General features: G+C 70.6%; 25 protein-coding genes and 1 pseudogene. 12 read left to right on the forward strand and 14 right to left on the reverse strand.

All coding sequences use genetic code 11. The features are described from left to right. Positions 1 to 212: 212 nt before the first annotated feature. The gene (locus F6X51_RS16240; protein WP_150964726.1) at positions 213 to 572 is read left to right on the forward strand and encodes a hypothetical protein; all 360 of its coding nucleotides are present in this window, start codon (positions 213 to 215) and stop codon (positions 570 to 572) included. Positions 573 to 637: 65 nt separating this feature from the next. Here the strand turns inward: F6X51_RS16240 and F6X51_RS16245 are convergent, their stop codons facing one another. After that, complete coding sequence (locus F6X51_RS16245; protein WP_150964727.1) at positions 638 to 880, reverse strand: hypothetical protein; 243 nt, start codon at positions 878 to 880, stop codon at positions 638 to 640. 364 nt (positions 881 to 1,244) lie between these two features. On the opposite strand from F6X51_RS16245, the gene F6X51_RS16250 reads away from it, so the two are divergent. Next, positions 1,245 to 1,424, forward strand: a complete 180-nt coding sequence (locus F6X51_RS16250; protein ID WP_150964728.1) for a hypothetical protein — start codon at positions 1,245 to 1,247, stop codon at positions 1,422 to 1,424. A gap of 251 nt (positions 1,425 to 1,675) precedes the next feature. Then, positions 1,676 to 1,930 carry a DUF6894 family protein gene (locus F6X51_RS29050; protein WP_407658576.1) on the forward strand — a complete coding sequence of 85 codons (255 nt, stop codon included), beginning with the start codon at positions 1,676 to 1,678 and terminating at the stop codon, positions 1,928 to 1,930. Positions 1,931 to 2,073: 143 nt separating this feature from the next. On the opposite strand, the pseudogene F6X51_RS29175 reads toward F6X51_RS29050, so the two are convergent. The 4 genes and pseudogenes from F6X51_RS29175 to F6X51_RS16265 form a co-directional block, all read right to left on the reverse strand. Next, positions 2,074 to 2,175, reverse strand: a pseudogene (locus F6X51_RS29175) (CsbD family protein); the annotation flags it as partial. A 75-nt stretch (positions 2,176 to 2,250) separates the two neighbouring features. Beyond that, the gene (locus F6X51_RS16255; protein ID WP_150964729.1) at positions 2,251 to 2,403 is read right to left on the reverse strand and encodes a CsbD family protein; all 153 of its coding nucleotides are present in this window, start codon (positions 2,401 to 2,403) and stop codon (positions 2,251 to 2,253) included. Between the two features lie 95 nt (positions 2,404 to 2,498). Beyond that, entirely contained in the window at positions 2,499 to 3,959 is a 1,461-nt protein-coding gene (locus F6X51_RS16260) for a helix-turn-helix transcriptional regulator (RefSeq protein ID WP_150964730.1), read from the reverse strand. A gap of 203 nt (positions 3,960 to 4,162) precedes the next feature. Next, on the reverse strand, positions 4,163 to 4,633 hold the full coding sequence (locus F6X51_RS16265) for a YidB family protein (RefSeq protein ID WP_150964731.1): 471 nt from the start codon (positions 4,631 to 4,633) through the stop codon (positions 4,163 to 4,165). A gap of 287 nt (positions 4,634 to 4,920) precedes the next feature. Between F6X51_RS16265 and F6X51_RS16270 the strand changes: the two genes are divergently transcribed. The 4 genes from F6X51_RS16270 (at position 4,921) to putA (ending at position 12,387) form a co-directional block, all read left to right on the forward strand. Then, entirely contained in the window at positions 4,921 to 6,213 is a 1,293-nt protein-coding gene (locus tag F6X51_RS16270) for an ArgE/DapE family deacylase (RefSeq protein WP_150964732.1), read from the forward strand. Positions 6,214 to 6,275: 62 nt separating this feature from the next. Beyond that, positions 6,276 to 7,634: an MFS transporter gene (locus tag F6X51_RS16275; protein WP_150964733.1), complete on the forward strand. Its 1,359-nt coding sequence runs from the start codon at positions 6,276 to 6,278 to the stop codon at positions 7,632 to 7,634. Between the two features lie 15 nt (positions 7,635 to 7,649). After that, complete coding sequence (locus tag F6X51_RS16280) at positions 7,650 to 8,453, forward strand: IclR family transcriptional regulator (RefSeq protein WP_150964734.1); 804 nt, start codon at positions 7,650 to 7,652, stop codon at positions 8,451 to 8,453. Between the two features lie 241 nt (positions 8,454 to 8,694). Then, positions 8,695 to 12,387 (forward strand): trifunctional transcriptional regulator/proline dehydrogenase/L-glutamate gamma-semialdehyde dehydrogenase, encoded by a 3,693-nt coding sequence (gene putA / locus F6X51_RS16285; RefSeq protein WP_210250314.1) that lies wholly within the window; start codon positions 8,695 to 8,697, stop codon positions 12,385 to 12,387. A 40-nt stretch (positions 12,388 to 12,427) separates the two neighbouring features. On the opposite strand, the gene F6X51_RS16290 is transcribed toward putA, so the two are convergent. Next, positions 12,428 to 12,658: a hypothetical protein gene (locus F6X51_RS16290; RefSeq protein WP_150964736.1), complete on the reverse strand. Its 231-nt coding sequence runs from the start codon at positions 12,656 to 12,658 to the stop codon at positions 12,428 to 12,430. A gap of 267 nt (positions 12,659 to 12,925) precedes the next feature. On the opposite strand from F6X51_RS16290, the gene F6X51_RS16295 reads away from it, so the two are divergent. Further along, positions 12,926 to 13,336, forward strand: a complete 411-nt coding sequence (locus F6X51_RS16295; RefSeq protein WP_150964737.1) for a hypothetical protein — start codon at positions 12,926 to 12,928, stop codon at positions 13,334 to 13,336. A gap of 24 nt (positions 13,337 to 13,360) precedes the next feature. Here F6X51_RS16295 and F6X51_RS16300 read toward each other — a convergent pair whose 3' ends face one another. Together F6X51_RS16300 and F6X51_RS16305 are read right to left on the reverse strand one after the other, a co-directional pair. Further along, the gene (locus F6X51_RS16300) at positions 13,361 to 14,215 is read right to left on the reverse strand and encodes a GNAT family N-acetyltransferase (protein ID WP_210250315.1); all 855 of its coding nucleotides are present in this window, start codon (positions 14,213 to 14,215) and stop codon (positions 13,361 to 13,363) included. 252 nt (positions 14,216 to 14,467) lie between these two features. Beyond that, positions 14,468 to 14,749: a hypothetical protein gene (locus F6X51_RS16305; RefSeq protein ID WP_150964738.1), complete on the reverse strand. Its 282-nt coding sequence runs from the start codon at positions 14,747 to 14,749 to the stop codon at positions 14,468 to 14,470. Positions 14,750 to 14,771: 22 nt separating this feature from the next. Here F6X51_RS16305 and F6X51_RS29055 point away from each other — a divergent pair, with 22 nt between their 5' ends. Beyond that, positions 14,772 to 15,107: a DUF1127 domain-containing protein gene (locus tag F6X51_RS29055; RefSeq protein ID WP_407658582.1), complete on the forward strand. Its 336-nt coding sequence runs from the start codon at positions 14,772 to 14,774 to the stop codon at positions 15,105 to 15,107. A gap of 4 nt (positions 15,108 to 15,111) precedes the next feature. On the opposite strand, the gene F6X51_RS16315 is transcribed toward F6X51_RS29055, so the two are convergent. Further along, on the reverse strand, positions 15,112 to 16,857 hold the full coding sequence (locus F6X51_RS16315; RefSeq protein ID WP_150964740.1) for an adenylate/guanylate cyclase domain-containing protein: 1,746 nt from the start codon (positions 16,855 to 16,857) through the stop codon (positions 15,112 to 15,114). Positions 16,858 to 17,134: 277 nt separating this feature from the next. On the opposite strand from F6X51_RS16315, the gene F6X51_RS16320 reads away from it, so the two are divergent. Both F6X51_RS16320 and ppk2 read left to right on the forward strand, forming a co-directional pair. Then, the gene (locus tag F6X51_RS16320; RefSeq protein WP_150964741.1) at positions 17,135 to 18,724 is read left to right on the forward strand and encodes an alkaline phosphatase D family protein; all 1,590 of its coding nucleotides are present in this window, start codon (positions 17,135 to 17,137) and stop codon (positions 18,722 to 18,724) included. Between the two features lie 288 nt (positions 18,725 to 19,012). Further along, entirely contained in the window at positions 19,013 to 19,954 is a 942-nt protein-coding gene (ppk2, locus tag F6X51_RS16325) for a polyphosphate kinase 2 (protein WP_246696840.1), read from the forward strand. 356 nt (positions 19,955 to 20,310) lie between these two features. Here the strand turns inward: ppk2 and F6X51_RS16330 are convergent, their stop codons facing one another. After that, a complete protein-coding gene (locus F6X51_RS16330) occupies positions 20,311 to 20,640 on the reverse strand; it encodes a hypothetical protein (protein WP_150964742.1) in 330 nt (109 codons plus the stop codon). Positions 20,641 to 20,893: 253 nt separating this feature from the next. Here F6X51_RS16330 and F6X51_RS16335 point away from each other — a divergent pair, with 253 nt between their 5' ends. Beyond that, positions 20,894 to 21,343 (forward strand): MarR family winged helix-turn-helix transcriptional regulator, encoded by a 450-nt coding sequence (locus tag F6X51_RS16335; protein ID WP_150964743.1) that lies wholly within the window; start codon positions 20,894 to 20,896, stop codon positions 21,341 to 21,343. 78 nt (positions 21,344 to 21,421) lie between these two features. Here F6X51_RS16335 and msrA read toward each other — a convergent pair whose 3' ends face one another. From msrA to F6X51_RS16355, 4 genes are all read right to left on the reverse strand, one after another. Next, complete coding sequence (gene msrA, locus F6X51_RS16340) at positions 21,422 to 21,937, reverse strand: peptide-methionine (S)-S-oxide reductase MsrA (RefSeq protein ID WP_150964744.1); 516 nt, start codon at positions 21,935 to 21,937, stop codon at positions 21,422 to 21,424. 173 nt (positions 21,938 to 22,110) lie between these two features. Beyond that, positions 22,111 to 22,659 (reverse strand): TetR/AcrR family transcriptional regulator, encoded by a 549-nt coding sequence (locus F6X51_RS16345; RefSeq protein ID WP_150964745.1) that lies wholly within the window; start codon positions 22,657 to 22,659, stop codon positions 22,111 to 22,113. A 93-nt stretch (positions 22,660 to 22,752) separates the two neighbouring features. After that, entirely contained in the window at positions 22,753 to 25,857 is a 3,105-nt protein-coding gene (locus tag F6X51_RS16350) for an efflux RND transporter permease subunit (RefSeq protein ID WP_150964746.1), read from the reverse strand. Then, on the reverse strand, positions 25,854 to 26,954 hold the full coding sequence (locus tag F6X51_RS16355; protein ID WP_150964747.1) for an efflux RND transporter periplasmic adaptor subunit: 1,101 nt from the start codon (positions 26,952 to 26,954) through the stop codon (positions 25,854 to 25,856). Before F6X51_RS16355 ends, F6X51_RS16350 begins: the two co-directional genes overlap by 4 nt. Positions 26,955 to 26,998 lie beyond the last annotated feature (44 nt).

Genomic DNA, 26,998 nt, shown 5'->3' on the forward strand with positions numbered 1-26,998 from the left:
CGGCGTCATCCGTTGTCCATGTACGGCGATCATCGTCGCACGCAAGACGAAGCCTCGGCGCAGACGCGTGCGATCGGGCAACATTCTCATGCCCCGAACGTTGAGGCGCCGCGTGGTTCTTCGCCGTCATGTGCGCGGGAGCCGGCGCATCTCTTGCCATCCCTCGATCCGCGTTGGTGCCCCCAGGGATCGGGCGCCTCTGGGAGACATGCGTGCCGGGACACCAGATCACCGCCGCCGAGGCTGCCACGGACGCGCTGCTGCAGGTCATCGAGCGGAGCGATGCTGGCCGCGCCACGTTCAGCGCCGTGTGCGACGGCGGCGTCCTCACCACGTGGCGCGAGCCCGGACGGGCCCGGCTCGGTCCGGATTTCACGGATCGCGCGAGCGACCCGGCGGGGCTGGCCTACTGGACCGAGTTGCACGGGCTCGGCGAGGCCATCCACGAGACCGGCGGCCTCGATGCCCTCGACGAGGCCATCATGCACATCGTCCAGATGGACCCGCTGCACTCGGATTGGCGCGCGATGGTGCTGGAGAGCGTGTGGTTCGACATCGGGCGCGCGGGGTAGCGCCCGGTCCGCGACGGATGGGGCAGCGAGGCCGGCAGAGCAGCGCCGCCGGGGCACGGGCGGGATCAGGTCCAATCCCCGCTGTTGATCTGGCAGGGGCCGCCCATCTGCCGCTCGATCGCGGCCATGATGGCATCGAGGGAGGCGTGGAGCCGCACGACGCCCTGCAGCGGACTGCCCTCCTCCGGGATGATCTCGTAGCCGCCGGAGGGCCCGGAACTCTCGACCTTGCCGAGGGGCCGGCCGAGCCGATCCTTCAGGCTCCAGGCCAAGCCGTCCGATCCGATCGGGTTGAGAACGACGTCCATGGCCGAAATCCTTCTGAGGACCGGGAGGGTAGCGTAATATCGACGGCGCGTCCGGCCTAACCGGAACCCGAGGGGGCTCCGCGACGCCGCAAGCCGGGACGGAAGACCCGGACATCGTTTCGATGGACGAGTCGCGAGCGGGCGCGGTAAGCTCGTCTCGACCGGGAACTCCGGCGGGCTCTCGGTCCTCCGCATCCCCACGCGGCCGGCGCGGCAGCGCGGTGGGGGCGCCGGCTCGGCGGAGGGGGCGTCCGGGCCCCGGCATCCGGCCGTTCCACGATGGGGCCCGGTCGGGATGCCGGCCGCTGGAGCACGAGACCGCCGCCATCCTGGCTCACCCACTCCCCTGATCCGACGGTTACCCATGACTGAACCGAAGAAGCTGGTCCGCGTGCTGACGACGGAGGTTCCCGGTGGCTATGAACTCGTGATCGAGGCGGATGACGGCCGCGTGATCAGGGTCGTGGCGACCTCCCGTCAGATCGAGGCCCTAGCACGCCAATTCACGAAGCTCGTCGACGATGAGGAGCAGGCGGGCGGCTGAGACGTCCACACTGCGGGATCGACGGGCCGATAACCCGGCACCGCCCGATCCGGCGCGGTTTCCTGCGGACGGCAGGAGACCATCCCGTGTCCGCAGGCCGCGGCTCAGACCGCGCTGCTGAACCACAAATTACTAGTATGATTTGACTAATTGATACGTTCATTTATTTGATGCAAAAGCATTCTGGCAGAACCGCGCCAAATTGCGCGGCTATCATAGCCATCTATGATGCCAAAATAAGCCTGAGGTTAATGTCCAGGTATTTCTTCGACATCGATGACGGTGAAGTAACGCACGATGATCGAGGCGTCGAGCTGATCAACCTGAATGTTGTCCGCCATTACGCAGTGCGTGTGGCGCAGGACTGTGCCAGTCGCCACCTTGGTGAGGGACGAAGCCGTTCCGTGGCCGTCAGCGTCCGCGATCCCACGGGCCGGCGCATCCTCAGGATCTCCCTGAACTGCGTGATCGAGGGTGAGGCATCCCGGGATCCTCCCCCGCGCTGAACTCCGGTTCGGCACGCGGACCGAGTGGTCCCTTGAAGCGCGAAAGCTCCGGCAGACTCCAGCCGGGGCGCCGTTGCGGATGTGGCGTGATCAGACCCGGCACGCGGCGCCGTAGCCCGGCGTCGTTGGATTCACCGCCCGGGTTCGACCGAGTCGCCGTGCGACCGCACGATGTCTCCGACGGCGCCCTGCACCTTGCCGCCGAGTTCCCTGGCGACGCCCGTCAGGCGATCGAGATCAACCATCTTCGTCTCCTTGCGTCTGCGTTCGTTGCCGGCGCAACGTTCGCGGGTGCTTCGGTGCCCCGTCGGGTCTCAGCCTCAGGTCTTCGGCGGCGTCCGCTCCGGCTTGGTCCGGCGCTTCTCACCCTTGCCCTCGGTCTCGACGCGAACGTCGCCGGTCAGCTTGCCGATCGCGTCCTTGACCGAACTCTTGAGCCTGTCGGCGGAGGGCTGCTTCTTGTCCTTGCTCATGAGCTCTGCAACTCCTGCGCGTGAAATCGCTCGTTCGAGCAAGCGGACCCGACTGGCCGCAAGCCGATGATGCGAAATTACCAGTCACGTCGATCCTATTGACCAGTCGCGGTGGTCGGGAAGCCGTTCTCGCGGCCCCAGATGATCACCTCGGTCCGCTTGTGGACGCCGAGCTTGCGGTAGAGCGCGGCACTGTGGTTGCGGACCGTGTTGCGGGACAGGTTCAGGCGCTTGGCGATCGCGTCGTCGCTCTGTCCGGAGCAGATCAGGTTGAGGATCTGGCGCTCGCGGACCGTGAGGCTCAGGGCTGGTTCCTCGGGGCTTTCCTGCCCCGGGTGGCGCAGGTTGGCGAGCTTCTCGATCAAGCCGCGGCTGAACCAGGAGGTGTCGCTCATCACCGCCTCGATCGCCGCGAACAGGTCGCGCTCCGAGCGCTTGCGCTCCGTGATGTCCTGCAGGACGGCGAGGATGTAGTCCTCGTCACCGATCGCGACGCGCTCGGCCGAGATCAGGCAGTCGAGTTCGGCACCGTCCTCGTGGCGCAGGCAGGTCTCCAGGCCGATCACGTAGCCGGTGCGCGTCACGGCGGATTCGAAGCGGATGCGCGCCGTATCGGTGATCCAGAGCCCGATCTCGCCCGGCGCCCGCCCGACGATCCTGTCCTCGCCGTAGCCGAAGACCCGGGAGAAGGCCTCGTTGATCCCCGTGATGGTGAAGCCCTCGGCCCGGGCGAGCAGCGTCGGGACGGGGGTGAGGCGGAAAGCTTTGGCGAAGCGCTCCTCGCTCTGGCGCAAGGCCGACTCGGCCTTTCGGCGCAGCTCGAGATCCGCGAAGGTGAAGAGCATGCAGGGCTCCTCGCCCATCTCCATCGGCTGACCCGCCACGATGACGAAGCGCGTGCCGCCATCGGGCAGGGTCAGGCAAGCCTCCATCTGCGGGATGGTGCCGCCCTCGTTCAGCCGCGAGATCGCCAGGTCGCGGTTCCGGGCCCCTGCCAGGACGTCCACCTCGTATACGCTGCGCCCGATCACGGCGTCGCGGGTGTAGCCGGTCATCTCCAAGAAGCCGGCATTGACCTTGACGTGACGCAGGTCCGCGAGCCTGCAGATCACGGCCGGCGCCGGATTGGCGTTGAACGTGGTCTCGAAGCGCTCCTCCGCCTCGAATTGCGGCGTCACGTTCTGCAGGATCAGAGCAAGGCAGCTCGGGTTGCCGTCCCGGTCGGTGGCGACGAGGCTGCGGAGGGAATGCACGAAATCGACGTCGGGCCGATCGGTGCGGGTGACCTCGACGATGACGTCGTGGAAGGTCTCGCCGGCAACGACGCGCTCGATCGGGTACTGGTCGGGGGCGCGGTTGTTGCGGTAGCGGAGCGAGAAGCGGGCCCGGTAGGCATCGACGGTCTCGCCCAGTTCCTCCAGGGTCGCCGCCCCGTGCATGGCGAGGGCCGCCTCGTTCGCCCAGGTGATGGACTGGTCGGGCTCGACCAGAATGATCCCCTCGGTCAGGCCGGCGATGATCTGCCGAAGTTCTGATCTGTCGACGCCCTGCGTCACCAGCTCGGCCCTGCTTCCCTGTCGACGCGGATCGGTCGAGCGCTCAACAAGGGGACGGTCCGGCAGTTCCGGACCGCTTAGCCGGATCGGTGGTATAACAGCACTAATGCCGTGATCGTGAAGCGTAGTGCTTCGCGATGCTGAGCTCCGTTGCGGCGGTGCCCCTCGCGGGGGCGGGGGCGGTCAGTTCGAGAGATCCGGGGTCAGGCCGGGACGCGGCCATCCGGCGTGTAGCGGTCGATGGCACCCGGCAGGTCCCGCGAGAGACGGGACAGAAGTTCCTCGCGCGAGAGGCCCGTCTGCTGGGCGAGGGTGGAGAGGATGTCGGGGCCGATCGCCTTCTCAAGATCGGACGAGGGCAGGTCCCGGTTCGGGCCCTGGTCCACCCAGGATTTCGCGGTCTCGCCATGCCCGTTTCGGGTGAAGTGATCGACGAGTTCGCTCAAGCCGCTGGCGAGCAGTCCGCCGACGCCACCCGCACCCGCACCGCCGAGCAGGTTGCCGAGGCCCGAGGGCGCCGTGCTCTGGCCCGTTGCCGGTCCGGCCTGCCCCGGCGCCCGGTTCGGCTCCTTGCCGAGGTCTCCCAGCAGCTCGGCGATCTTGTCCCGGTTCTGATAGCCCGCGACGGCGAGCAACCCGAGCAACGCCGTCATCGACGGATATCCGCGGCTCATCGCAAGTCCTCCCTGATCTGTTCGGATTCAAGAGGGCCGAACTTGGCTTGGTTCCGGCAGCGGACCAGCCGCGTGCGCGATCGAACCGCGGCCGAGCCCGGTTCGCCGGCGCGCGGTGCCCGTCAGTCGGCGGATCGCGCGTCTACGACAGACATATCGTGTCATCAGATGACATCGAATTCACAGATTGACACTTGATGGCAACATGCTGACCTTGGGACCACGCGAACGATGATCTTCCGCCTCGGTCCGTCCTTCGGCAGCGAGGCATCCGCAGAGGTCGCCCCATGACGCCGATCGACGACACGCTCCGCGCCGCCATCCAAGACTCGGTCGAGCGCGGGTTCGACGAGCAGGTCGCCTTCACGCAGGACATGATCCGCTTTCCCTCCCTGCGCGGGGCGGAGCACGCCATCCAGGACCATGTCTTCCGCGCCCTGAGGAGCCGCGGCTACGCGATGGACCGGTTCCCGATGGACCCGGCCGCTCTCGCGGCGCATCCGGGCGGGGCGGCCGTCACGCCCGAGCACTCGGACGCGCCGATCGTCGTCGGCATCCACCGGCCGCGCCGCGAGGCCGGGCGGTCCCTGATCCTGCAGGCGCACGTGGACGTGGTGCCTCCGGGGCCGGCCGAGATGTGGACGCACGGCCCCTTCGAGCCCGTCATCGCGGGGGACTGGCTCTACGGCCGCGGCGGCGCCGACATGAAGGCCGGGCACGCGGCCAACCTGTTCGCCCTCGACGCCCTGCGCCGGATCGGGATGCAGCCGGCCGCGACGGTCTACGTGCAGTCGGTGGTCGAGGAGGAATCGACCGGCAACGGCGCCCTGATGACCCACCTGCGCGGGTTCAGGGCCGACGCCGTGCTGATCCCGGAGCCCGAGGACGAGAAGCTGGTGCGGGCGAATACCGGGGTGCTGTGGTTCCGCGTCGAGGTCCGCGGCATGCCCGTCCACGTGCGCGAGATGACGTCCGGCTCCAATGCCATCGACGCCACCTACCGGGTGATCGCGGAGCTGCGCGCCCTTGAGGCGGAATGGAACGCGCGCAAGGGCGCGCATCCGCATTTCGCGGACGAGGCGCATCCGATCAACCTGAACATCGGCAAGATCGAGGGGGGCGACTGGGCCTCCTCGGTGCCGGGCTGGTGCCGGATCGATTGCCGGATCGCATTCTACCCGGGCGAGACGGCGGCGGATGCCGCGCGGGCGATCTCCGAGCGCCTCGCCGCCTTCGCGCGCACCGACAGCTTCCTGTCGAACAACCCGCCTCAGGTGACCTTCAACGGCTTCCACGCGGAGGGCTACGTTCTGGAACCGGGCTCCGAGGCCGAGGCGGTGCTGGAACAAATCCATCGCGTCGTGACGGGCCGTCCGCTCGAATCGTTCATGACGGCGGGCTACCTCGATACCCGCGTCTACGCCCTCTACGACCGGATCCCGGCCCTCTGCTACGGGCCGATCTCGCAGAACATCCACGGCTTCGACGAGCGCGTCAGCCTCGCCTCCCTCAAGCGCGTCACCACGACGATCGCCCTGTTCGTCGCGCAATGGTGCGGGCTCGAGCCGATCGAGGCTTGAGCGGCGGGTGAACGATCACGGCGCTGTCGGCCCAGGGTCCGACGCGAGAGGGGGCCAGCACCATGACCACGCAATCCGCCGCGACGACGACCGGGCCGCGAAACCAGTCCAGGCGCGCCGCGATCGCCTCCTTCGTCGGCACCACGATCGAGTGGTATGACTTCTTCATCTACGGGACGGCCGCCGCCCTGGTGTTCGGGCCCCTGTTCTTCGCCGAATCGACGCCCTTCATCGCGACTCTGTCGGCCTTCGGCACCTTCGCGGTGGGCTTCCTGGCCCGCCCGGTCGGCGGCCTGATCTTCGGTCATTTCGGGGATCGCTTCGGCCGCAAGCGGGCGCTCGTGGTCACCCTCGTGATGATGGGCCTGGCGACCACCGGCATCGGCCTTTTGCCGACCTACGCCTCGATCGGCTTCTGGGCGCCCACGCTCCTCGTCGTCCTGCGCCTGATCCAGGGCATCGCGGTCGGTGGCGAGTGGGGGGGCGCCGTCCTGCTCGCGGCGGAGCACGCGCCCAAGGGCCGGAGCGTATTCTACGCGTCCTTCGCGCAGCTCGGCAGCCCCGCCGGACAGATCCTGTCGCTGCTGGCGTTCCGCCTCGCCAGCCTCCTCGACAAGCAGGCCTTCCTGGACTGGGGCTGGCGGCTGCCCTTCCTCGTCAGCGCGGTCCTGCTCCTCGTCGGCCTCGCGATCCGTCTCGGCGTCGAGGAATCCCCCGACTTCGAGCGCTCTCAGCGCGAGGTCGGCGCGGCGCAGGCGCCGATCCGCGAGGTGCTGCGTACCAGCCTGACGCCGCTGATGCTGGCGGCGGGCGCCAACACCATGGGCATCGCCTCGGTCTACCTCTTCAACACCTTCATGATCGCCTACACGACGCAGTATCTCGGCATCGAGCGGGCGACGATCCTCGACGCACTCCTGGTCGGCGCCTTCGTGCAGCTCGTGATGACGCCGGTCGGCGCTCGCATCGCGGAAGCGATCCGCAACGAGCGCCTGTTCCTGCAGATCGCCCTGATCTGGGCGATGCTGGCGCCCTACCCGCTCTTCCTGCTCGTCGACACCCGTGCGGTCTGGGCGATCATCCTCGGCCTGTGTATCAACATCATCGGCGTCGCGACCTTCTACGCCGTGATCGCCGGCTACGTGGCGAACGCCTTCCCGACGCGGGTCCGGTACACCGCGATCTCGATCGCCTACCAGTTCTGCGGGGCCATCGCGGGGGGCCTCACGCCGGTCATCGGCACCATCCTGGCGGAGCAGTTCCGCGGGCATTGGTGGCCGATCGCCGCCTTCGCCACGACGCTGGCGGTGATCTCCTTCGTCTGCGTGACGCTCCTGGCCGGACATCAGCGCCGGGCCGCCGCCTTGGCCGTCGCGGCCGAGACAAGGCAAGCTAGGGCATTCCCCCGGCCGACACGTTGAAGAGACAGGGACGGGATGGGAGGCGTCGAGATCAGGCCGGTCGAGATCATCGCCCCGAAACCCGGGGTGCCGCTCGTTCGAGCGCTCGACCGTGGGGTGGCCCTGCTGAAGGCATTCACGGCGGAGAAGCCGCGACGGACGCTGACCGAGCTTGCCGTCGCGACGAGCCTCGACAAGGGCACGGCGCGCCGTCTTCTGCACACCCTGGCGCTCTGCGGCCTCGTCGCCCACGACGAGCGGACGGGGCTCTACGCGCTGACGATCGGGGTGCTCGAACTCGGGGCCGCCGTGGAGACGGGGCGCGATCTCCATGAAGTCGCAGCTCCCTACCTCGCGGAGATCGCCGCGAAGACCCGGGCCACGGCCTTCCTGTGGGTTCACCACGAGGGATCGGCCCTCTGCGTCGGCCGCGTCCGGGCTCCGGGACCCAGCGTCGAGGTCGCATGGTCAACGATCGGCACGCGCATCCCGCTGAATTGCGGCGCCGGTCCCCGCACACTCCTGGCATTCCTCCCCGCGGAGGAGCGCGAGGCGGCCCTGTCGCGTCCGCTGACCGCCCGGACGCCCGCGAGCCAGACTGAGCCTGATCAACTTCGGTCGGAGACCGCGCGGATCCGGGTACAGGGTTGGGAATTCGCCGTCGACGACTTCGTCGTGGGTCTCTGCGCCCTCGGCGCGCCGATCTTCGAGCCGAGCGGGACCTTGGCGGGCTCCCTCAGCATCACGACGCTCACGGGCCAGATCGCGGCCGATTCCTGCGGGGACCAGCTCGGGCCGATCCTTCGGGCCGCCGCCGAGATCGGCGCGAACCTGGCCTGACGGCTTGTGCCAGGACACATGCGACGGGCCGCGCGCGCCCTGTGGCCGCGATCCGACCGGATTCCGGAACGCGTCTGGGCTCCTGATGCGTTCACGTCGAGCAGCCCCGCGCTCGACCGAGGGAATAGGGCGAGCGCGCCGCCCCCGCAGGGCGAGAAGCTTGCTTGCGCAAGGTGAGGACAGGCGCGCCGCCCCTCTCCGCTTGAGCGCCGCGACGGCCGAGGCAACGGACAGGACAGCCATGGACGACCCGCTTGACCATCCGGTCCATCAGCCCTCCGGAACGCTCGATGCGCCGGAGCTGTTCGCGGCCTTCGCGGACGGTCTCGATCCGCAGGGCCCGCTCCGGGCGGAGATCACGGCGGCCTATCGGCGGCCGGAGCCGGATTGCCTGCCGCCGCTGATCGCCGCCGCGACCCTATCGCCTGCTCGGGCCGAGGCCGCGGGCCGGCTGGTGCGCAGGCTCGTCGGCACCCTGCGCGCCAAGGGCCACCGGAGCGGCGTCGACGGTCTCGTGCGCGAGTACGACCTGTCGAGCCAGGAGGGGATCGCGCTGATGTGCCTTGCCGAGGCGTTGCTGCGCATTCCCGATGCGGAGACGAGGGACGCGCTGATCCGCGACAAGATCGGCCGCGGCGACTGGCTTGCCCATCTCGGCCACAGCCCTTCGCTCTTCGTCAACGCGGCGACCTGGGGCCTCTTCGTCACCGGCCGGCTCACCGGGGCCGTCAGCGAGAGCGGCCTGACCGCCGCGATGACGCGCTTGATTGCGCGGGGTGGCGAACCCCTGATCCGGCACGGCGTCGACCTCGCCATGCGGATGATGGGCGAGCAGTACGTCACCGGCGAGACCATCGAGCGCGCGTTGGAGAACAGCCTTCGGATGGAGGCGCACGGCTTTCGCTACTCCTTCGACATGCTCGGCGAGGCCGCCCTGACGGCGGCGGACGCCACCCGCTACCACGCCGAGTACGAGCGGGCGATCCACGCCATTGGCCGGGCGGCGGTGGGACGCGGGCTCTACGGGGGGCCCGGCATCTCGATCAAGCTCTCGGCGCTCCACCCGCGGTATATCCGTGCCCAGAGGGCCCGGGTCCTGGCCGAATTGCTGCCACGCGTCGCCACCCTCACGGCGCTGGCCCGGCGCTACGACATCGGCCTCAACATCGACGCCGAGGAATCCGACCGGCTCGACCTCTCCCTCGACATCCTGGAAGCCCTCTGCGGCGATCCGGCCCTCGCCGGCTGGAACGGCGTCGGCTTCGTGGTCCAGGCCTACCAGAAGCGCGCGCCCTTCGTGCTCGACTTCATCATCGACCTCGCGCGCCGCACCGGCCGCCGGATCATGGTCCGCCTCGTCAAGGGCGCCTACTGGGACAGCGAGATCAAACGGGCCCAGGTCGACGGCCTGGAAGACTTCCCGGTCTTCACCCGCAAGGTGCACACCGACGTGTCCTACCTCGCCTGCGCAGCCAAGCTGCTCGCCGCGCCGGACGCGGTGTTCCCACAATTCGCCACTCACAATGCCCAGACCCTGGCGAGCATCTACACCATGGCGGGCGAGGGCTTTCAGATCGGCGATTACGAGTTCCAATGTCTGCACGGGATGGGCGAGGCCCTCTACGAGGAGGTGGTGGGCCACAACAAGCTCGATCGGCCCTGCCGCATTTACGCGCCGGTCGGGACCCATGAGACGCTGCTCGCCTACCTCGTGCGGCGGCTCCTCGAGAACGGCGCCAATTCCTCCTTCGTCCACCGCATCGCCGATCCGGCGGTAGCGGTCGCTGAGCTCGCCCGCGATCCGGTGGCCGAGGCGCTGGCGATCGAGCCCCTCGGCCTGCCACACCGCGCGATCAAACGCCCGCGCGATCTTTACCCTGATCGGGCGAATTCCGCGGGCCTCGACCTCTCGAACGAGGGCACCCTTGCCGAACTCGCAAACGCGCTCCGGTCCAGCGCGACGACATCCTGGCATGCCGCCCCTATTGTGACCGGGCGAACCGCAACGACCGCGCCACAGGACGCCGCGGAGCCGGTCATCAACCCGGCGGACCGGCGTGACCGCGTCGGCACGGTCATGGTGGCCGAGGCCGCGGATGTCGAGACGGCGCTCGCCGCGGCGGAGGCCTCGCACGCGGATTGGGCCCGCGTTCCGCCGCGTGAGCGCGCCGCCTGCCTGAGGCGCGCGGCGGACCGTCTAGAGGCGCGCCAAGCCGAACTCATCGGCCTCCTCGTGCGGGAGGCCGGCAAGTCCGTCGCGAACGCAGTCTCGGAGATCCGCGAGGCGGTGGATTTCCTGCGCTACTACGCGGGCGAGGCCAGCGCGTTCATGGAGGAGACCCACCGTCCCCTCGGGCCCGTGCTCTGCATCAGCCCATGGAATTTTCCGCTGGCGATCTTCACCGGTCAGGTCGCGGCCGCCCTCGCCGCCGGGAACGCGGTGCTGGCCAAGCCCGCCGAGGAGACGCCGCTGATCGCGGCGGAGGCGGTCCGCCTGCTTCACGAGGCCGGCGTGCCGGTCTCCGCCCTGCAGTTCCTGCCCGGTCGCGGCGATGTCGGCGCCCGCCTCGTCGGCGATGAGCGGGTGCGCGGCGTGATGTTCACCGGCTCGACCGAGGTCGCCCGGCTGATTCAGATGCGTCTCGCGGAGCGGCTGAACCCGGATGGACGGCCCGTCCCGCTGATCGCCGAGACCGGGGGGCAGAACGCCCTCGTGGTCGATTCCTCGGCATTGACCGAACAGGTCGTGGTGGACGTGCTCGCCTCCGCCTTCGACTCGGCCGGGCAGCGCTGTTCGGCGCTGCGCCTGCTCTGCCTGCAGGACGATGTGGCCGAGCGGACGCTCGCCATGCTGAAGGGGGCGATGGCCGAGCTCACCATCGGCAACCCGGACCGGCTCGCGATCGATGTCAGCCCGGTGATCAGCGCGGAGGCGCAGGGTGGGATCCTCGAGCACATCGCGGCCATGCGGGCGGCGGGGCGGCGGGTGCACCAATCCGCCCTGCCGGTCGCCTGCGCCGCGGGCAGCTTCGTGCCCCCGACCGTCATCGAGCTGTCCGGTGTCCCCGAACTGACCCGTGAGGTGTTCGGCCCGGTGCTGCACGTAGTGCGCTTTCCCCGCGGAGGACTCGACCGGCTGATGGCGCAGATCAACGCCACCGGCTACGCCCTGACCTTCGGCATTCACACGCGCATCGACGAGACGATCGCCCGGGCACGGCAGCTGAGCCGGGCAGGCAACGTCTACGTCAACCGCAACCTCGTGGGCGCGGTGGTCGGCGTCCAGCCCTTCGGCGGGCACGGGCTCTCGGGTACGGGTCCGAAGGCCGGGGGCCCGCTCTACCTGCGACGCCTGCTCGCCTCGTATCAGGCCGAGACAGGTCTGCCGCCGGGGCGGGTCCCGGCCGCAGCGTTGGAGTGGGCGAACTGGGTGCGAAACCGGGGCTTCTCCGTGACGACTCCGGCCAATCCCCTCGGCCGGGAAGTCACCCTGCCGGGCCCTGTCGGCGAGACAAACCTGTACGGCCTCCAGCCGCGTGGGCCCATCCTCTGCGCGGCAGAGGAGGAGGCCGCCCTCATTGCCCAAGTCTCCGCGGCGCTAACCTGCGGCAATCGTGCCGTGGTCCGGGCACCTGCCGCGGCGCGCACTGTGCTGGAGGGCCTGCCGTCCGGGCTGCGGCCTTGGATCTCCGTCGAGACGGCAGGCAATCTCGACGCGGTCTCGGCTGTGCTGTGGCAGGGCCCCGCGCCCGCCCTGATCGCACTCGCCAAGGCCCTCGCCGAACGGCCTGGCCCGATCGTGCCGATCCATGCGGCGCGGCCCGACCCGGAGAGCGACGCGCCCTATCCCGTCGAATGGCTGCTGATCGAGCGCTCGACCAGCATCAACACCACCGCGGCCGGCGGCAATGCCAGCCTGATGTCGCTGGCCTGAGCCGAGACTGCGAGCCCCCCGATCGGACCAATCGACAAAGTCACCTCGCCGCGTCGAAATCTGCGAGCACAGTGATGAGGGCCTCGGGCCCGACCCGCACAGAGCCCGCGGCCGGGTGGTCGATCACGTTGATGACGAGGAGCCCGAAGAGGATCAGGACCGACAGCATTTCGGTCATGATCGTCTGCACGAACGGGTTCTCAGCCCCGAAGAAGGTGAAACCCGACGTCAGCACGTCGGACAGCCAGAGGGGAAGGGTCGTCAGGATCATCCAGCCCGGTCCGGCGTGCCCGTCCCCGCATCACCGCGGCGTCGGCGTGCGGACGCATGCGCAGCCTTGAGCTTGGCCGGAGCCCAGCACCCTGACGGATGCCGATCAGCCCTCGGTCGCCGATCGGGCCATGAGCGCGTCGGCCGCAGCCGGCGAGCCGAGCCGTACCATTTCCGACGGAGTTCTGCGCTGCCACCCTCCTGCCTTGAAGCAACGCGCAGGCTTGATCTTCCGGAATTTCACGGAAATGTCGCGTTGGAGCGTAACATGATGCAGCACTCTCAGGAAGCTTTCGCAACAATACTGCAGACTGCCTGGGAGCAGACCCAGCTTGTCAGGGATGAGACCGGTATCGCGGTCGAGCTGCGGCTGACCACCTTGGGCCTGACGGCCCTGTCCGGCGACTTCATCTGCAGTCGCATGGCCACCGTCTCCTGGCGCGAACTCGCGCAAGAGGCCGACCTCCCGGCCCGGCTCAGCCGCGCCATTCGCGACGTTGCGGACCGGCCGCGGCCCAATCTCATGTCCATCGGGCGGGATCGACCGGCGCCCGAGGTGATCGGTGTCCCGCGCGATGCGCCCCGGGCCCCGGCCCGTATGCGCCAAGCGGCCGGCGGGCGGCCCGGGACGGGACGCGCGAAGGCTGCCAAGCGCAACCGCAAGCAATCGCAGATGTAGGGGGCGGCGACCGCGGAGCGCTGGTCAGCCGAGTTCGAAGGTCGTGACACCGTAGGTCTCGGAGAGGGGCAGGTCCGGTCGCGGCCCGCGATACATCCGGGCCGTCTCGAAGCTCGGGGCGAAGCCGAGGGAATCCGCGAGCCGCACGGCCGCGCGGTTCGGCTCTGGCAGGTCGAGCACCACCGGTCCCGCGACGCCGTGGGTCAACTCGGCGAGGAGCGCGCCCGCGACGGCGGCATCGCGCGCGAACAAGGGGCCGACCTTGTGGCCGACCCGGCAGGGGCGGACGGCGCCGTAGCCCGCGACCGCGCCGTCAACGACGAAGGCCCTCGCGCTTCGGCCCTCGCCCCGCAGCCAGCAGCGCAGGAACGTCGTGCGCCCTGCAGGGGAGAAGCGCCGGTCGAAAGCGAGCACGGCCGGCAGGAGCGCGTCATCGACGGGCATGATCCGCGGATCGCCCGGCGCCGGAGAGCAGGGCGGGCCGGTGTACCGGATGTTGCGGTAGGCCGTGACGAAGCCGGCCCGCGCGTAATCGGGCTGCCGTTCGACCACACCGTCGAGGCCGACAGTGCAACCCGCGAGGTGGTCGAGGCCCGCGGCCCAGAGGCGGCGACCCAGTCCTCGCCCGCGCCAGCCCGGCCGCACGATGTAGAGGCCGAGGAAACCGAAATCGTCGGAGTAGCGCACGACCGAGATCGACCCGGCCGGCTCGTCGTCCACGCACAGCATCAGGAAGCCGTCGGGGTCGGCGGCCTGGAAGCAGGCGGCGTCGTAGAGACCTGGATTCCAACCTTCCGTTGCGGCCCAATCGAGGGCCGTTCCAAGTTCGGAGAGCGACATCGTCCGGATCGCGATCCGGCCATCGAGAGCGCCCGTCATGGCGTCGTCTCCTCGTCCGCCGTCCTGACGGCTCAGGGGCGGTACGCGGACAGCGTATGCCTCCGTCAGCAACCCTACCGTGACCGCAGTTCCCAACACCGCACCCCAGGGCAGCGATCCGTCCCGGAGACCTGCTCGAAGCTGTTTCGGCCATTCCATCGCAGGGAGCGGGGCGGGGCGGGGCGGCGCTCAGCCGAACAATGAGAGCCGTCCCGCAAGTTCAGGGACCTCGGCGGCGCGCCGAGGTGGCGCTCAGTAACTATAGCTGCGGCGCGGGTTGGGTTGCGCCGGACCGTAGCCGGTGCCCCGCGGCTGGACGCGCGAGCCGTAATCGATCTCCCGCTGAGCTCGGCGGTTGGCCAAGTATCGGCCGCCGAGACAACCTGCAACCGCGCCGACGACGCCGCGCTCGGCCAGATAATGACCCGCGATGCCGCCGATGATGGCGCCCTTGATGCAGCCCTTCGCGTCGGCTGTGGTGGTGCTCAGGAGCGTTGCGATGACGAGGGCCGACGCGCTTGTGACGATCCGCATGTGGGTTCTCCAGGCAGGGCAAATGCCCGGGTTCAACAGCCCGGCCGCGGCGGGCGTTCCGCTGCCCCGCCACGGGATCTGGCGTGATCCGCCTCACAGACGACGGCGCGCTTCTGGAAAAGAAGGAGGTTTGGCAAGGGTTTGGTTGGAGGATGTTGTGTTGGTCAAGCTTGTGAGCCTGTCGCGCGCGGCGATCAGGGCGTATGATCTCAAGCGCAAGTCGCGGGCGGAACTGGCGCGATTCACCGCCCGGGACCTCGCCGACATCGGGCTCCCGTCTGGAACAAGTCATGAACGAAGCGGTGCCCGCAGGCCCGGGCAGGGCGCGATGACGAGGCGGTCGGGACAGGGGCGCTGAGGCCCTAGACGACGGCCGGCATCCCGGCCGGGTCGCGGCGCCCCCGGCCGACCCGGTGCACCCTGAGCGTCTCCGAGCGCCCGTCGAGGATCACCTCCTGCAGGGACTGGGCCGGCATCCCGGCGGCGGCGTAGACCGCCTCCGACACGAGGGCGATGCAGCCGAGGGACTTCGTCAGGCTCTGCAGCCGGGAGGCGACGTTGACCGTGTCGCCGAGCGCGGTGAAGCGCGCGTCCGTGTGGTCCCCCATCTCGCCGACGATCGCCATCCCGGCATGGACCCCGACGCCGTAGCGCAGGGTCTGCCCGAGATCGGCGGCGAGCAGCCGGTTCAGGCCCGCCATCTGGCCCGCGATCGCGTCGACGGCGCGCAAGGCCGCCCGCGCGCCGGTCGCCGGGTCGCTCTGCAGCCCGAACAGGGCCAGCATGCCGTCGCCCAGGAGCTGGTTGACGGAGCCGCCCGCCTCCCGCACCGCGTCCCCGACCGCGCCGAGGAAGCGGTTGATGATGAACACGGTGTCGTAGGGCAGGCGCTCCTCGGCGAGCCGCGTCGAGCCGCGCAGGTCGATGAACATCGCCACGATGAAGCGCTCCTCGCCCGATTGCGCCCGCTCGCGCTCCGGCGCCTGGCGCAGCTGCGGACGCGGCTGGAACAGCGGCGTCACCGCGAGATCGCGGCTCGGCAGCAGCTGGCAGGCCAGCCGGATGTTGGGCGCCGCGCCGATGCGCTCGAGCACCGCCCGCTCGGCCTTGCTGGGGACCGGAAGGCCGGGCGCCTCCGCGCCCTCGGAGATCCGCACCCGGCAGGTCGAGCAGCGCCCGCGCCCGCCGCAGACGCTGGCATGCGGGATGTTGTGGCGCCGGCTCGCCTCCAGCACGCTCGTCCCCCTCGGCACGCGCACGATCCGTCCGTCGGGGTAGCGGATGCGGACCGTCCCCTGCCGCACCTCCGTGACGGTGCGCAGGCCCCGCGCCGCGAGGACGAGGGCGAGGGCCGCCGCGTAGGCGGCGAGCAGGCTGCCGCGGATCGCCTGGAGCCGGGCGCCCTGCTCCGGCAGGCCGAGATGCACCGGGCTGAGCGCCTGCGCCCGCCACGCGGGATCCTGGGCCAGGACCGCGACGCTGCGTCCCCCCTGCACGAAGCCGAGCAGCGCCAGGACCGGGACCAGCACGGCGCCGGCCAGGAGCCACGGGCTCGCCGCCGGGAATCCGGGCTTCAGCCGCAGCCAGAAATAGAGGCCGACACAGCCGTGCAGCCAGGCGACGACGAGGACCACGGCCTGCATCACCCCGTTTCCCGGCGCGGCGACCCAGAAGGCGTAGAGTTCCTGGGCGTAGCCCCGCTCCAGCCCCTCGGTGGTGAACGCGATGCGCGTCGCGACGACGTGGCTGACGAGGAGCGGCGGGATCGCGAGGCCCAGGAGCAATTGCACGGCCTCCCAGAGCCGCACCCGGAAGAACCTGCGCTCGTAGAGCGCGTAGAGCCCGAGCAGCAGGTGGCCGACAAGCGCCGCGTAGAGGACGAGGAGGCCGGGCGGGCCGAGCCAGATCGCGGCCGCCACGGTCAGGCCGGACTCCATCGCGTCGAGGGAGGCGTTGCCGAGGGCGTGGTTGACGAGATGGGTCAGAACGTAGGCGAACAGGACGAGGCCCGTCCCGAGGCGGACCTGCCGCAGGGTGAGGCGTCTCAGGGCCGCGAGCGGCGCGGATGCGCGGGCACGGGTGTCCGGATGGGCGAGGCTTCGGCGCATATCGGCGTGATGGTCCGCAACTCCCGACCTTCGGCTGCTATAGCATAAGGCATGCAAGTCCCGGTTGCCGGCCCGGGGCGCGGGAGCGATTGTGCGCAGGCCCCCCTGGCCGGCGACGCGTCCGGCGCCTCGCGGTCCGGGTTGCAAGGTGCGCTTCGGCGCGCGCTTCGGCGCGCTCTCCGGCCCGCGCTTCGGCGCGCCCTGGGCGAGCCGGCGTCGTCACCCTGTCAGAGAGCGCTGGCAGGGTGAGGACCGACGATGCGACGAGGTGCCGCCCATGTCCCGCTCCCCGCGTTCGGGCCTGACCCGTCGCCCCTTCCTGACCGGGGCGGCAGCCGGCATCCTGGGTTCCGGGTCCGGCCTGTTCCGCCCGGCGATCAGCCGGGCGGCCGACCGGCCCGTGCTGACGCACGGCCTGCAATCGGGCGATGTCGACACCGATTCGGCCATCGTCTGGGCCCGGGCCGACCGGCCCTGCCGCGCGGTGATCGAGTGGGCGACGACGGAGAGCTTCGCCGAGATCCGCGGCGGCGTCTTCGCCGACGCCCTGCCCGAGACCGACGGCACCGTGAAGGTCGCCCTGACGGGGCTGCCTCCGGGCCAGGATGTGTTCTACCGCGTCCGGCTCCAGGACCTGTCCGAGCCGACGATCCGCGCCGAGGCCCGGACCGGCCGCTTCCGCACCGCGCCGGCCGACCGGCGCTCGGTGTCCTTCTGCTGGTCCGGCGACACCGCGGGCCAGGGCTGGGGCATCGACGAGGCCCGCGGCGGCATGACGATCTACGCCGCGATGCTCCGGAACCGGCCGGATTTCTTCCTGCATTCCGGCGACACGATCTACGCGGACGGGCCGATCCCGGCCGAGATCCGGCTGCCGGACGGCACGCTCTGGCGCAACCGCGTCACCCAGGAGGTGTCCAAGCCCGCGGAGACGCTCGCCGAGTTTCGCGGCCGGTATCGCTACAACCTCACGGACGCGAACGTCCTGGCCATGAACGCGCAGGTGCCGATCCTGGCGCAGTGGGACGACCACGAGGTGACGAACAACTGGTGGCCCGGCGAGCCCCTGACCCGGGCCGAGCACCTGAGGAAGGCCTATACCGATCCGAACGCGCTCGCGCTCCAGGTCCGGGCCTCGCGCGCCTTCCACGAATACATGCCGATGCGGTTCGAGCCGGCCGAGCCGGGCCGCGTCTACCGCAGGATCGCCTACGGGCCCCTCGTGGACGTGTTCCTGCTCGACATGCGCTCCTATCGCGGACCGAACGGCGAGAACCGCCAGACCGCCTACGGCCCGGAGGCGCACTTCCTCGGGCCGACCCAGCTCGCCTGGCTCAAGCGCGGCCTGCTCGACTCGCGCGCGACCTGGAAGATCATCGCGGCCGACATGCCGCTCGGCCTCGTCGTCCCCTACGATTCCGACCGCGCGTTCGGGTCCGAGGCGGTGGCGCAGGGGGATGGCCCGCCGCTCGGGCGCGAGCTCGAGATCGCCGACCTCCTGCGCTTCATCCGGGCGGCCGGCATCCGCAACACGGTCTGGCTCACGGCCGACGTCCACTACGCCGCCGCGCATTACTACGACCCGAACCGGGCCCGCTTCCAGGATTTCGAGCCGTTCTGGGAATTCGTGGCCGGCCCGCTGCACGCGGGCACCTTCGGCCCGAACGCCCTCGACGACACCTTCGGCCCGCAATTGCGCTTCGTGAAGGCGCCCCCGCCCGGACAGGCGAACCTCTCGCCGGCGGCGGGGCTGCAGTTCTTCGGCCACGTCGCGGTCGATGGCCGCACCGAGCAGATGACCGTGACCCTCAAGGACGCGGCCGATGCCGACCTCTGGCACGTGACGCTCGACCCGGTCCGGGCCTGAGCGCGACCCGGCGCGAGGCCGGCGCGGCGGGCTCCCGGCCCCGGTGCGGCGGAGCCGGAAGCGCGGATGTCCCGGCGGCTCGGAGGTCGCGCCGGACGCGGAGGCGGCCCAGGCGCCGTCCGTGGCGCTGACGGTGCGGGTCGGAACGCCTGGACCGTCGCGCGCGCCATCTCGGCCCGATCCGTCGGTACGCGGACGGCCACCCGTGCTCCGGACACGACGCATTCTTCCGGACGTCATACAGCCATGGTTCAAGCCCCTGTTGTCCCCGGAGGCCGGAGCCAGACCATGAACGACGCATCGGATCACACGACCGCGATGGCGACCGACGCGATCCGTCGCGAGATCATGGACAGCTTCGACGAGGAGCTGGAGATGGAGTTCGAGGAGGAGCGCCTCGCGCGCCTCGCGGACGACCTCGTGAGCGAGGGGGCCGCCGACCCCTCCGGCTCCGCGGGGCTCGACCGCCGCGTCTACTTCCGCGAATTGTTCCGTCTCCAGCACGAGCTCGTGCGCCTGCAGGACTGGGTGCAGAGCCAGAAGCTGCGCGTCGTGGTGATCTTCGAGGGCCGGGATTCCGCCGGCAAGGGGGGCGTCATCAAGCGCATCACCCAGCGCCTGAATCCCCGCGTCTGCCGCGTCGCGGCGCTTCCCGCCCCGAACGAGCGCGAGCGCACGCAATGGTACTTCCAGCGCTACGTCGCCCACCTGCCGGCGGCGGGCGAGATCGTGCTGTTCGACCGCTCCTGGTACAACCGCGCCGGCGTCGAGCGCGTCATGGGCTTCTGCTCGGAGGCGGAGGTCGAGGAGTTCTTCCGCTCCGTGCCCGAGTTCGAGCGCATGCTCGTGCGCTCCGGCATCGTCCTGCTGAAATACTGGTTCTCGATCACCGATGCGGAGCAGGCGCTCCGCTTCCAGATGCGCATCCACGACCCGCTGAAGCAGTGGAAGCTCTCGCCGATGGACATCGAGTCCCGCAGCCGCTGGGAAGACTACACCCGAGCCAAGGAGGCGATGCTGCAGCGGACCCACATCGCCGAGGCGCCCTGGTGGGTGGTGGAGGCCGTGGACAAGAAGCGCGCGCGGCTCAACTGCATCAGCCACTTCCTGGCGCAGATCCCCTACGGCGACGTCGCCCATCCCTCCGTGAACCTGCCGGCCCGGGTCCGGCACGACGATTACGTCCGCGCCCCGGTCCCCCCGGAAATGTTCGTCCCGGCCCTCTACTGAGCGCCGAGGCCGACCGCGATCTCGACCCGGAGGGGATGAAGCGCGTCGCCTCGTCGAGGCGCTTCCCGTCGGCGTCGACGCTCGTCCCGGAGCCATCGAGGGTGCCGAACTCGGGCTGCGGCAGCTCGCTCCGCGGGTCCGTCACCAGGAAACGGATCGCCTCGGAAGCGGGTCCATGTCGTCGCAAGGCTTCCGCGGATGCGCCTCGCGGGCGAGCCGCCGAGGCCGCAGGGGCCCGGCGGCATCCGCCGGCTCGATCCGGTTCGGGCGGCGTGGCGCCATCGCACCCCGCGCCCCTGCCGGCCCGAGGGCCGGCGCCCCGTCCGGGACGCCGGGTCGATCCCCCTGCCCCATGCTCAGCGGGCCGGCGCGTCGATGCGTGCGCCCCAGACGTTGAGGGTGCGACGGGCCTCGACCGGGGCAGAGGCGGCCGCGGACCCGCCCGAGGTATAGCCGCTCGGCACGGCGACCGACCCCGTCGATCCGACATCACGGCTCGGCGTCGCGGAGCGGGCGAGACCGCGCTGCGTGCCGGGAACCTGGAACCTGTGGCCCCAAGCATCGAACGTAGAGGCATCGACAGTGGAGGCATCGAAGGTGTTGGCCTCGCCGGCCCGGGCGGGCGCCGCGAGGGCTCCGAGGCTCAGGGCGACGAGGGCGGCGGCGGAAGCGGAACGAACGTGCATCGGGTTTCTCCGTCATCGGTGAGCGGCCCTCCCGGACGGGTCCGGATCCCCACGGGGCGGGTGTCCGGGCCGCTCTTTGCGATAACGTTGATATAAACCTTTCTCATCGGCACGACGTGCGGTGGCGCACTTAGGTTGATATGCTCGGTTTTTCGTTCACGTCCGGCCCGGCGCCGCGGGCGATGCCGGGACGCTACCCGGCCGGGATCCCGGTCCCTATATGGTTGATATCAACTATCCAACCGGTCCGCCCATGAACGCTCCGCTCGCCCTCACCCCCGACACGGCCCTGACCATCGACCGGACCTGCCTCTGCCTCAACGTCCAGCGGGCGGCCCGGGCGATCGGGCGGCGATACGACGCCGCCCTGCGTCCCGTGGGATTGTCGAACTGGCAGTTCACGCTGCTGGTGATGCTGTCCCGCGAGGAGCCCCCGACGATCTCCACGCTCGCCCACGATCTCGCGATGGATCGCACGACCGTGACCGCCAACCTCAAGCCTCTGGAGCGGCGCGGCCTGCTGGCGATCGCGGTGGATGCGCAGGACCGGCGCGTGCGGCGCGCGGCCCTGACGGGGACGGGGCGCGCCCTCCTGGACGATGCGCTGCCGCTCTGGCAGGCGGCCCAGGCCGCCGCCTCGGAACGCCTGGGCGAGAATGAGCGCACCGCGCTCCTCGCGGCCATGAAGGCCGTGTCGGCCTGACGGGCCGTGTCGGCCTGACGGGCCGGACGGGCGCAAGGGCCCGCCCGGTGCCCCGGATCGGACGCGGCGGTGCCGGCTTCAGCCCTCCTGGAGCGCCCGCGCGCGGACCGGGAGCGTCCAGTTGGGCCGGATGAAGTGGCAGGTATAGCCGTCGGGACGGCGCTCGAGATAATCCTGGTGCTCGGGCTCGGCCTCCCAGAACGGACCGGCCGGGGTCACCTCGGTCACGACCTTGCCGGGCCAGAGACCGGAGGCGTTCACGTCGGCGATCGTGTCCTCGGCGGTCTGCCTCTGGGTGTCGTCGAGGGTGAAGATCGCCGAGCGATAGCTCAGGCCGCGGTCGTTGCCCTGGCGGTTCGGTGTCGTCGGGTCGTGGATCTGGAAGAAGAATTCCAGGATCCGGCGATAGCTGGTCCGCGCCGGATCGAAGGTGATCTCGATCGCCTCCGCATGCGTCCCGTGGTTGCGGTAGGTGGCGTTCGGAACGTCGCCGCCCGTGTAGCCGACGCGGGTCGCCACGACGCCCTCCTGGCGCCGGATCAGGTCCTGCATGCCCCAGAAGCAACCGCCCGCCAAAATCGCCGTCTCGCTCATCGCTGATCTCCTGTCGCGCGATCGGTCCCGCCACCTTCGGCGATCCTTCGCCGGGCCGGTGTCGCGCCCCGCCGCCTCATATCGGGGCCCGGGGCGCGCCTTGCCAGGCGGCGAAGCGCCCCGCTCCCGCCGGCGCGGCGGTGGCGGCTCCCGTCCCGTCCGGCCGCCGCCCCTCAGCGCGGCGGCGCGAGGGCGGAGCGGGCGGCCTCCAGCAACGCGGCCCGCAGCGCCGCGTCGTTGACCGCCCGCGCGAGGACGAGGGCGCCGACCATCGTCGACAGGCTCGCGAGCGCCCGCCTGCGCCGCCGCTCGGCGGAGGCCTTCGGCAGCAAGCTCCCGATCAGGTCGGCGAAGCGGCGCACGCCCTGCGTCAGCCGCTCGCGGACCGGGCTGTCCGGCGCCTCGCGGGAGACGTCGTTCACGAGGGCCGCGATGGGGCAGCCCTTGCCGGGCGCCGCCACATGCGCATCCGCCAGATAGGCGGAGACGAGGGTTTCGAGGTCGCCGCGATGGTGCTGGGCGAGCGCGCAGTCGAAGGCCTCGACCGCGAGCGCGTCCTTGCTGGCGAACTGGCCGTAGAAGCCCCCGTGCGTCAGCCCCGCCGAGGCCATGATGTCCGCCACGCCGACCCCGTGCAGGCCGCGCTCGCGGAACAGCTCGGCGGCGACGGCCACCACCCTCCGGCGGTTCAGCCTGGCCTGCTCCTGTGAAACCCGCGGCATCGCCTGACCCCCTTGCCTCATCCACGCGATCGAGAGCGTGCGACCATCATCTCAAACGCGGCGGCGCGAATCCCAACCCGGCCCGCATCCCCGTCACGAGGCCGGGGCCGGCTCGGCGCGAGCGGGCGTTCCCGAGGCCGCCCGCCGCGGCGCCCGCCTCACCCGGAACCACAGGGCGTAGAGGGCGGGCAGGAACAGCAGGGTCAGCAGCGTGCCCACGCCGACGCCGCCGATCAGCACGTAGGCGAGCGCGCCCCAGAACACCGAGTGGGTCAGCGGGATGAAGGCGAGCATCGCCGCCACCGCGGTCAGGATCACCGGCCGGGCCCGCCGCACGGTGGATTCCACGATGGCGTCGTAATCCGACAGGCCCGCCTCGCGATCGTGATGGATCTGGTCGACGAGGATCAGGGTGTTCCGCATCAGGATGCCCGACAGCCCGATCAGGCCCAGGATGGCGTTGAAGCCGAAGGGCTGCTGGAAGGCGAGGAGCGTCGGCACGGCCCCGACCACGCCGAGGGGCGCCGTCGCGAACACCATGAACATGGTCGAGAACGATCGGACCTGCAGCATGATCACCGTGAGGGTCACGATCAGCATCAGGGGGAAGATCGAGACCAGCGCGCTCATCGCCTTGGCGCTCTCCTCCACGGCGCCCGCCGTGTCGATGCGGTAGCCCGGGGGCAGCGCCGCCTTGATCGCGTCGAGCCGCGGCAGGATCTGCTTCGTGACGTCCGGCGGCTGCCGGCCGTCGAGCACGTCGCCCTGCACCCGGATGTAGCTCTCGCGGTCGTAGCGCTTCAGCACCGCATCCTCGTTGCGGCTCTCCAGATGCGCGACCTGGGAGACCGGCACCGCCCGCCCGTCCCGGGTGGCGAGCGTCAGGTCGCCGATCTCGCCGAGGGAGCGGCGCTCGGGGCCGGGAGAGCGCAGGAGAACGTCGACGCTGCGCAGGGTCTCGCGCACCTGCGTGGCGGGCGTCCCGTTGAGGAGGCTCTGCAGCTGGAGGCCGGCCTCCTTCGGCGTCAGGCCGATCAGGCGCAGGCGCTCCTGGTCGAGGACGAGGTGCAGGCTCGGGGTCTTGTTGCCCCAATCGAGGTGGACGAGGCGCATGTCGGGGTTGGCCAGCATCACGTCCCGCACCGCGGCGGCGATGGTCCGGATCACGTCGATGTCGGGCCCGAGCACCCGGAAGGCGACGGGAAACCGGATCGGCGGCCCGAACACGATCTGCATCACCCGCACGCGGGCCTCGGGGAAGCGGCCGGAATCCACGAGCGTGCGGACCTTCGCCCGCAGCGCGTCGCGCGCGGCGCTGGTCTCGGTCTGCACGACGATCTGGGCGAAGGCCGGATCGGGCAGCTCGGGATCGAAGGAGAGGACGAAGCGCGGCATGCCCTGGCCGACATAGCTCGTGATCGCGCGTGCCTCGGGCTGCTCGCGGATCGCGGCCTCGATCCTCCGCACGCTCGCCGCCGTGGCGCTGAAGGCGGAGCCCGTCGGCAGGGTGACCTCGACGATGAGCTCGGCGCGCTCCGAATTCGGGAAGAATTGCTGCTCGAGCTTGCCCATGCCCGCGACCGCGAGGGCGAACAACCCGATCGTGATGCCGGCGGCGAACCACTTGTGATCGACGGACAGCCGCACCAGCCGGCGCAGGCGCTGGTAGTTCGGGGTGGCGTAGATCGCCGCGTGGCCGCCGGACGTCCGCCTGATCGCGGGCAGGAGCTTCACCCCGAGATAGGGCGTGAAGGTCACGGCCACGATCCAGGACACGATCAGCGAGAAGCCGACCACCCAGAAGATGTTGCCCGCATACTCGCCGGCCGAGGACGGCGCGAAGCCGATCGGTAGGAAGCCCGCGATGGTGACGAGGGTGCCGGTGAGCATCGGCGCGGCGGTGGCGCTCCAGGCATGGGTGGCCGCCGCGATCCGATCGGCGCCCTCCTCCATGCGCACCACCATCATCTCGATGGCGATGATGGCGTCGTCGACGAGGAGCCCGAGCGAGAGGATCAGCGCGCCGAGGGTGATCCGGTCGAAGTCGCGGCCGGTGAGCATCATCACCACGAACACCGCCGAGAGGGTGAGGGGCACGGCGAGCGCCACCACGATCCCGACCCGGAACCCGAGCGTCAGCAGGCTGACGACGATCACGACCGAGAGGGCCGTAAAGAACTTGACCATGAACTCGTGGATGGCCTCGTCGATGACCTTGGCCTGGTCGGTGATCTTGGCGAGGCTCAGCCCGGTCGGCATATCCTGGTGGATCCGCACCTCCTCGGCGTTGAGCGCCTCGCCGAGGGAGAGCCCGTTATAGCCGGGCTTCATCACGAGGCCGAGCATCAGGGCCGGCTCGCCGTCGTTGCGGATCTCGAACACCTTCGGATCCTCGTAGCCGCGCCGCACCTCCGCGATGTCGCCGAGCTTGAGGCTGCGGTCGCCGGCCGCGACCGGCAGGTTCCTGACCGCGTCGAGGCTGTCGATGGCGCCGTCGAGGCGCAGGTAGACGCGGGGGCCCGTGGTCTCGACGAAGCCGGCCGGGGTGACGTCGTTCTGGTTGGCGAGCGCCGCCAGGAGCTGCTGGCCGGAGATGCCGAGCGTCGCGAGGCGCTGATAGGAGACCTCGACGTAGATCTTCTGGGCCTGCTCGCCCAGGATGTTGATCTTCTCGACGCCCGGCACCCGCAGCAGGCGCTGGCGCAGGTCCTCGGCGCGCAGCACGAGCTGCCGGTGCGGCAGGTCGCGGGCCTGGAGCGCGTAGAGGGCGAAGTAGACGTCCGAGAACTCGTCGTTGAAGAGCGGCCCCATCACCCCGCGCGGCAGGGTCGCGGCCTGGTCGGACAGCTTCTTGCGGGCCTGGTAGAACGCCTCCTGCAGCTTGGCGGGCGGCATCTGGTCCTTCAGGAAGAGCTTCATCAGCAGGAGGCCGGGCCGCACCGTCGTCTCGACGCGGTCGTAATAGACGAGCTCCTGCAGGCGCTTCTCGAGCGGGTCCGCGACCTGGCGCTGGATTTCGGCGGTGGTCGCGCCCGGCCAGGCGGCCGAGATGGACATCACCTTCACGGTGAAGGTCGGGTCCTCGGCCCGGCCGAGCCGCTCGAAGGCGAAGAGGCCGGCGACCGCCACGGCGATCAGCAGGTAGACGGTGACCGCCCGCTCCCGGACGGCGAGGGCCGAGAGGTTGAAGCCGCTCACCGGACCACCCCCGTCAGGCTGATGGGCGCCGCCCGGACCTTCTGGCCGGCCTTGAGGAGATGCGCGCCGAGCGACACGATCCGGTCGCCGGGACTCAGCCCCGCGACGATGTCGGCGCTCTCCTCGGCCATGCGCGCGACGGTGACGGGCTGCGGCACCACGGTCTCGGTCCCGGCGTCGAGGCGCCAGACGGAGGTGCCGTGGCCGTCGTCGAACAGGGCGGCGAGCGGCACCGCGAGCATCGTCGCGCGCCGCGCGTCGTTCCGGAGCTGGAGCGTCACCGTCGCGCCGAGCGGCGCCGCCTCCCCGCCGCCCGACAGGATGTAGCGGGCCCGGTAGGTGCGCGTGGCCGGGTCGGCGATGGCGGAGAGCTCGCGCAGGGCCGCCGGATAGGTCGTCCGGTCCGCATCCGCGTAGAGCGTCGCCGTCGCCTCCGAGCGGGCGTTGCGCTCGGCCCCTTCGGGCAGGAAGATCTCGGCCTCCCGGGACCCGTCGCGGGCCAACCGAACGACGGTCTGGCCGGCGGCGACGACCTGGCCGGGCTCGGCTGGGACCTCCATCACGACGCCGTCCGCGTCGGCCTGGAGTTCCGCGTAGCCCGCCTGGTTCTCGATCTGGCTCGCCTGCGCCTCGGCCGCGGCCAGCTGGGCGGCGGCCGCGTCGGCGGCGGCCTTGTTCTGGTCGTAGGTCTGCCGCGAGGTCCAGCCCTCGCCGACGAGCTTGCGGCTGCGCTCCTCGTCGGCGCGGGTCTTGACCGTCTGGGCGCGGGCGGCCTCCACGGCGGCCCTGGCGGAGTTCAGCGCCAGCGCGAAGTCGGTGCGGTCGAGGCGCATCAGCGGCTGACCGCGCCTGGCACGGTCCCCCGGGTCGACCAGTCGCTCGAAGATCTTGCCGCCGACGCGAAAGCCGAGATTGCTCTCGGTGCGGGCGCGGATCACGCCGGTGTAGCGGGAATGCGCCCCGGCGCCGGTCCGGACGTCGACGATCTGCACGAGGGGTGGGGCGGGCGGCGCGGCCGTCTCGGCGGGCGTGCAGGCCGCCGGACCGAGGATCGCGAGGCCCAGGGAGGCGAGCACCGCAGGCAACGTCCGCTTCATCGTGGCACTCCTCACGCGCCGCTCCGACGCGCCGTATATAGATG

The sequence above is a fragment of the Methylobacterium planeticum genome, from assembly GCF_008806345.1.
Classification (GTDB): Bacteria; Pseudomonadota; Alphaproteobacteria; order Rhizobiales; family Beijerinckiaceae; genus Methylobacterium; species Methylobacterium planeticum.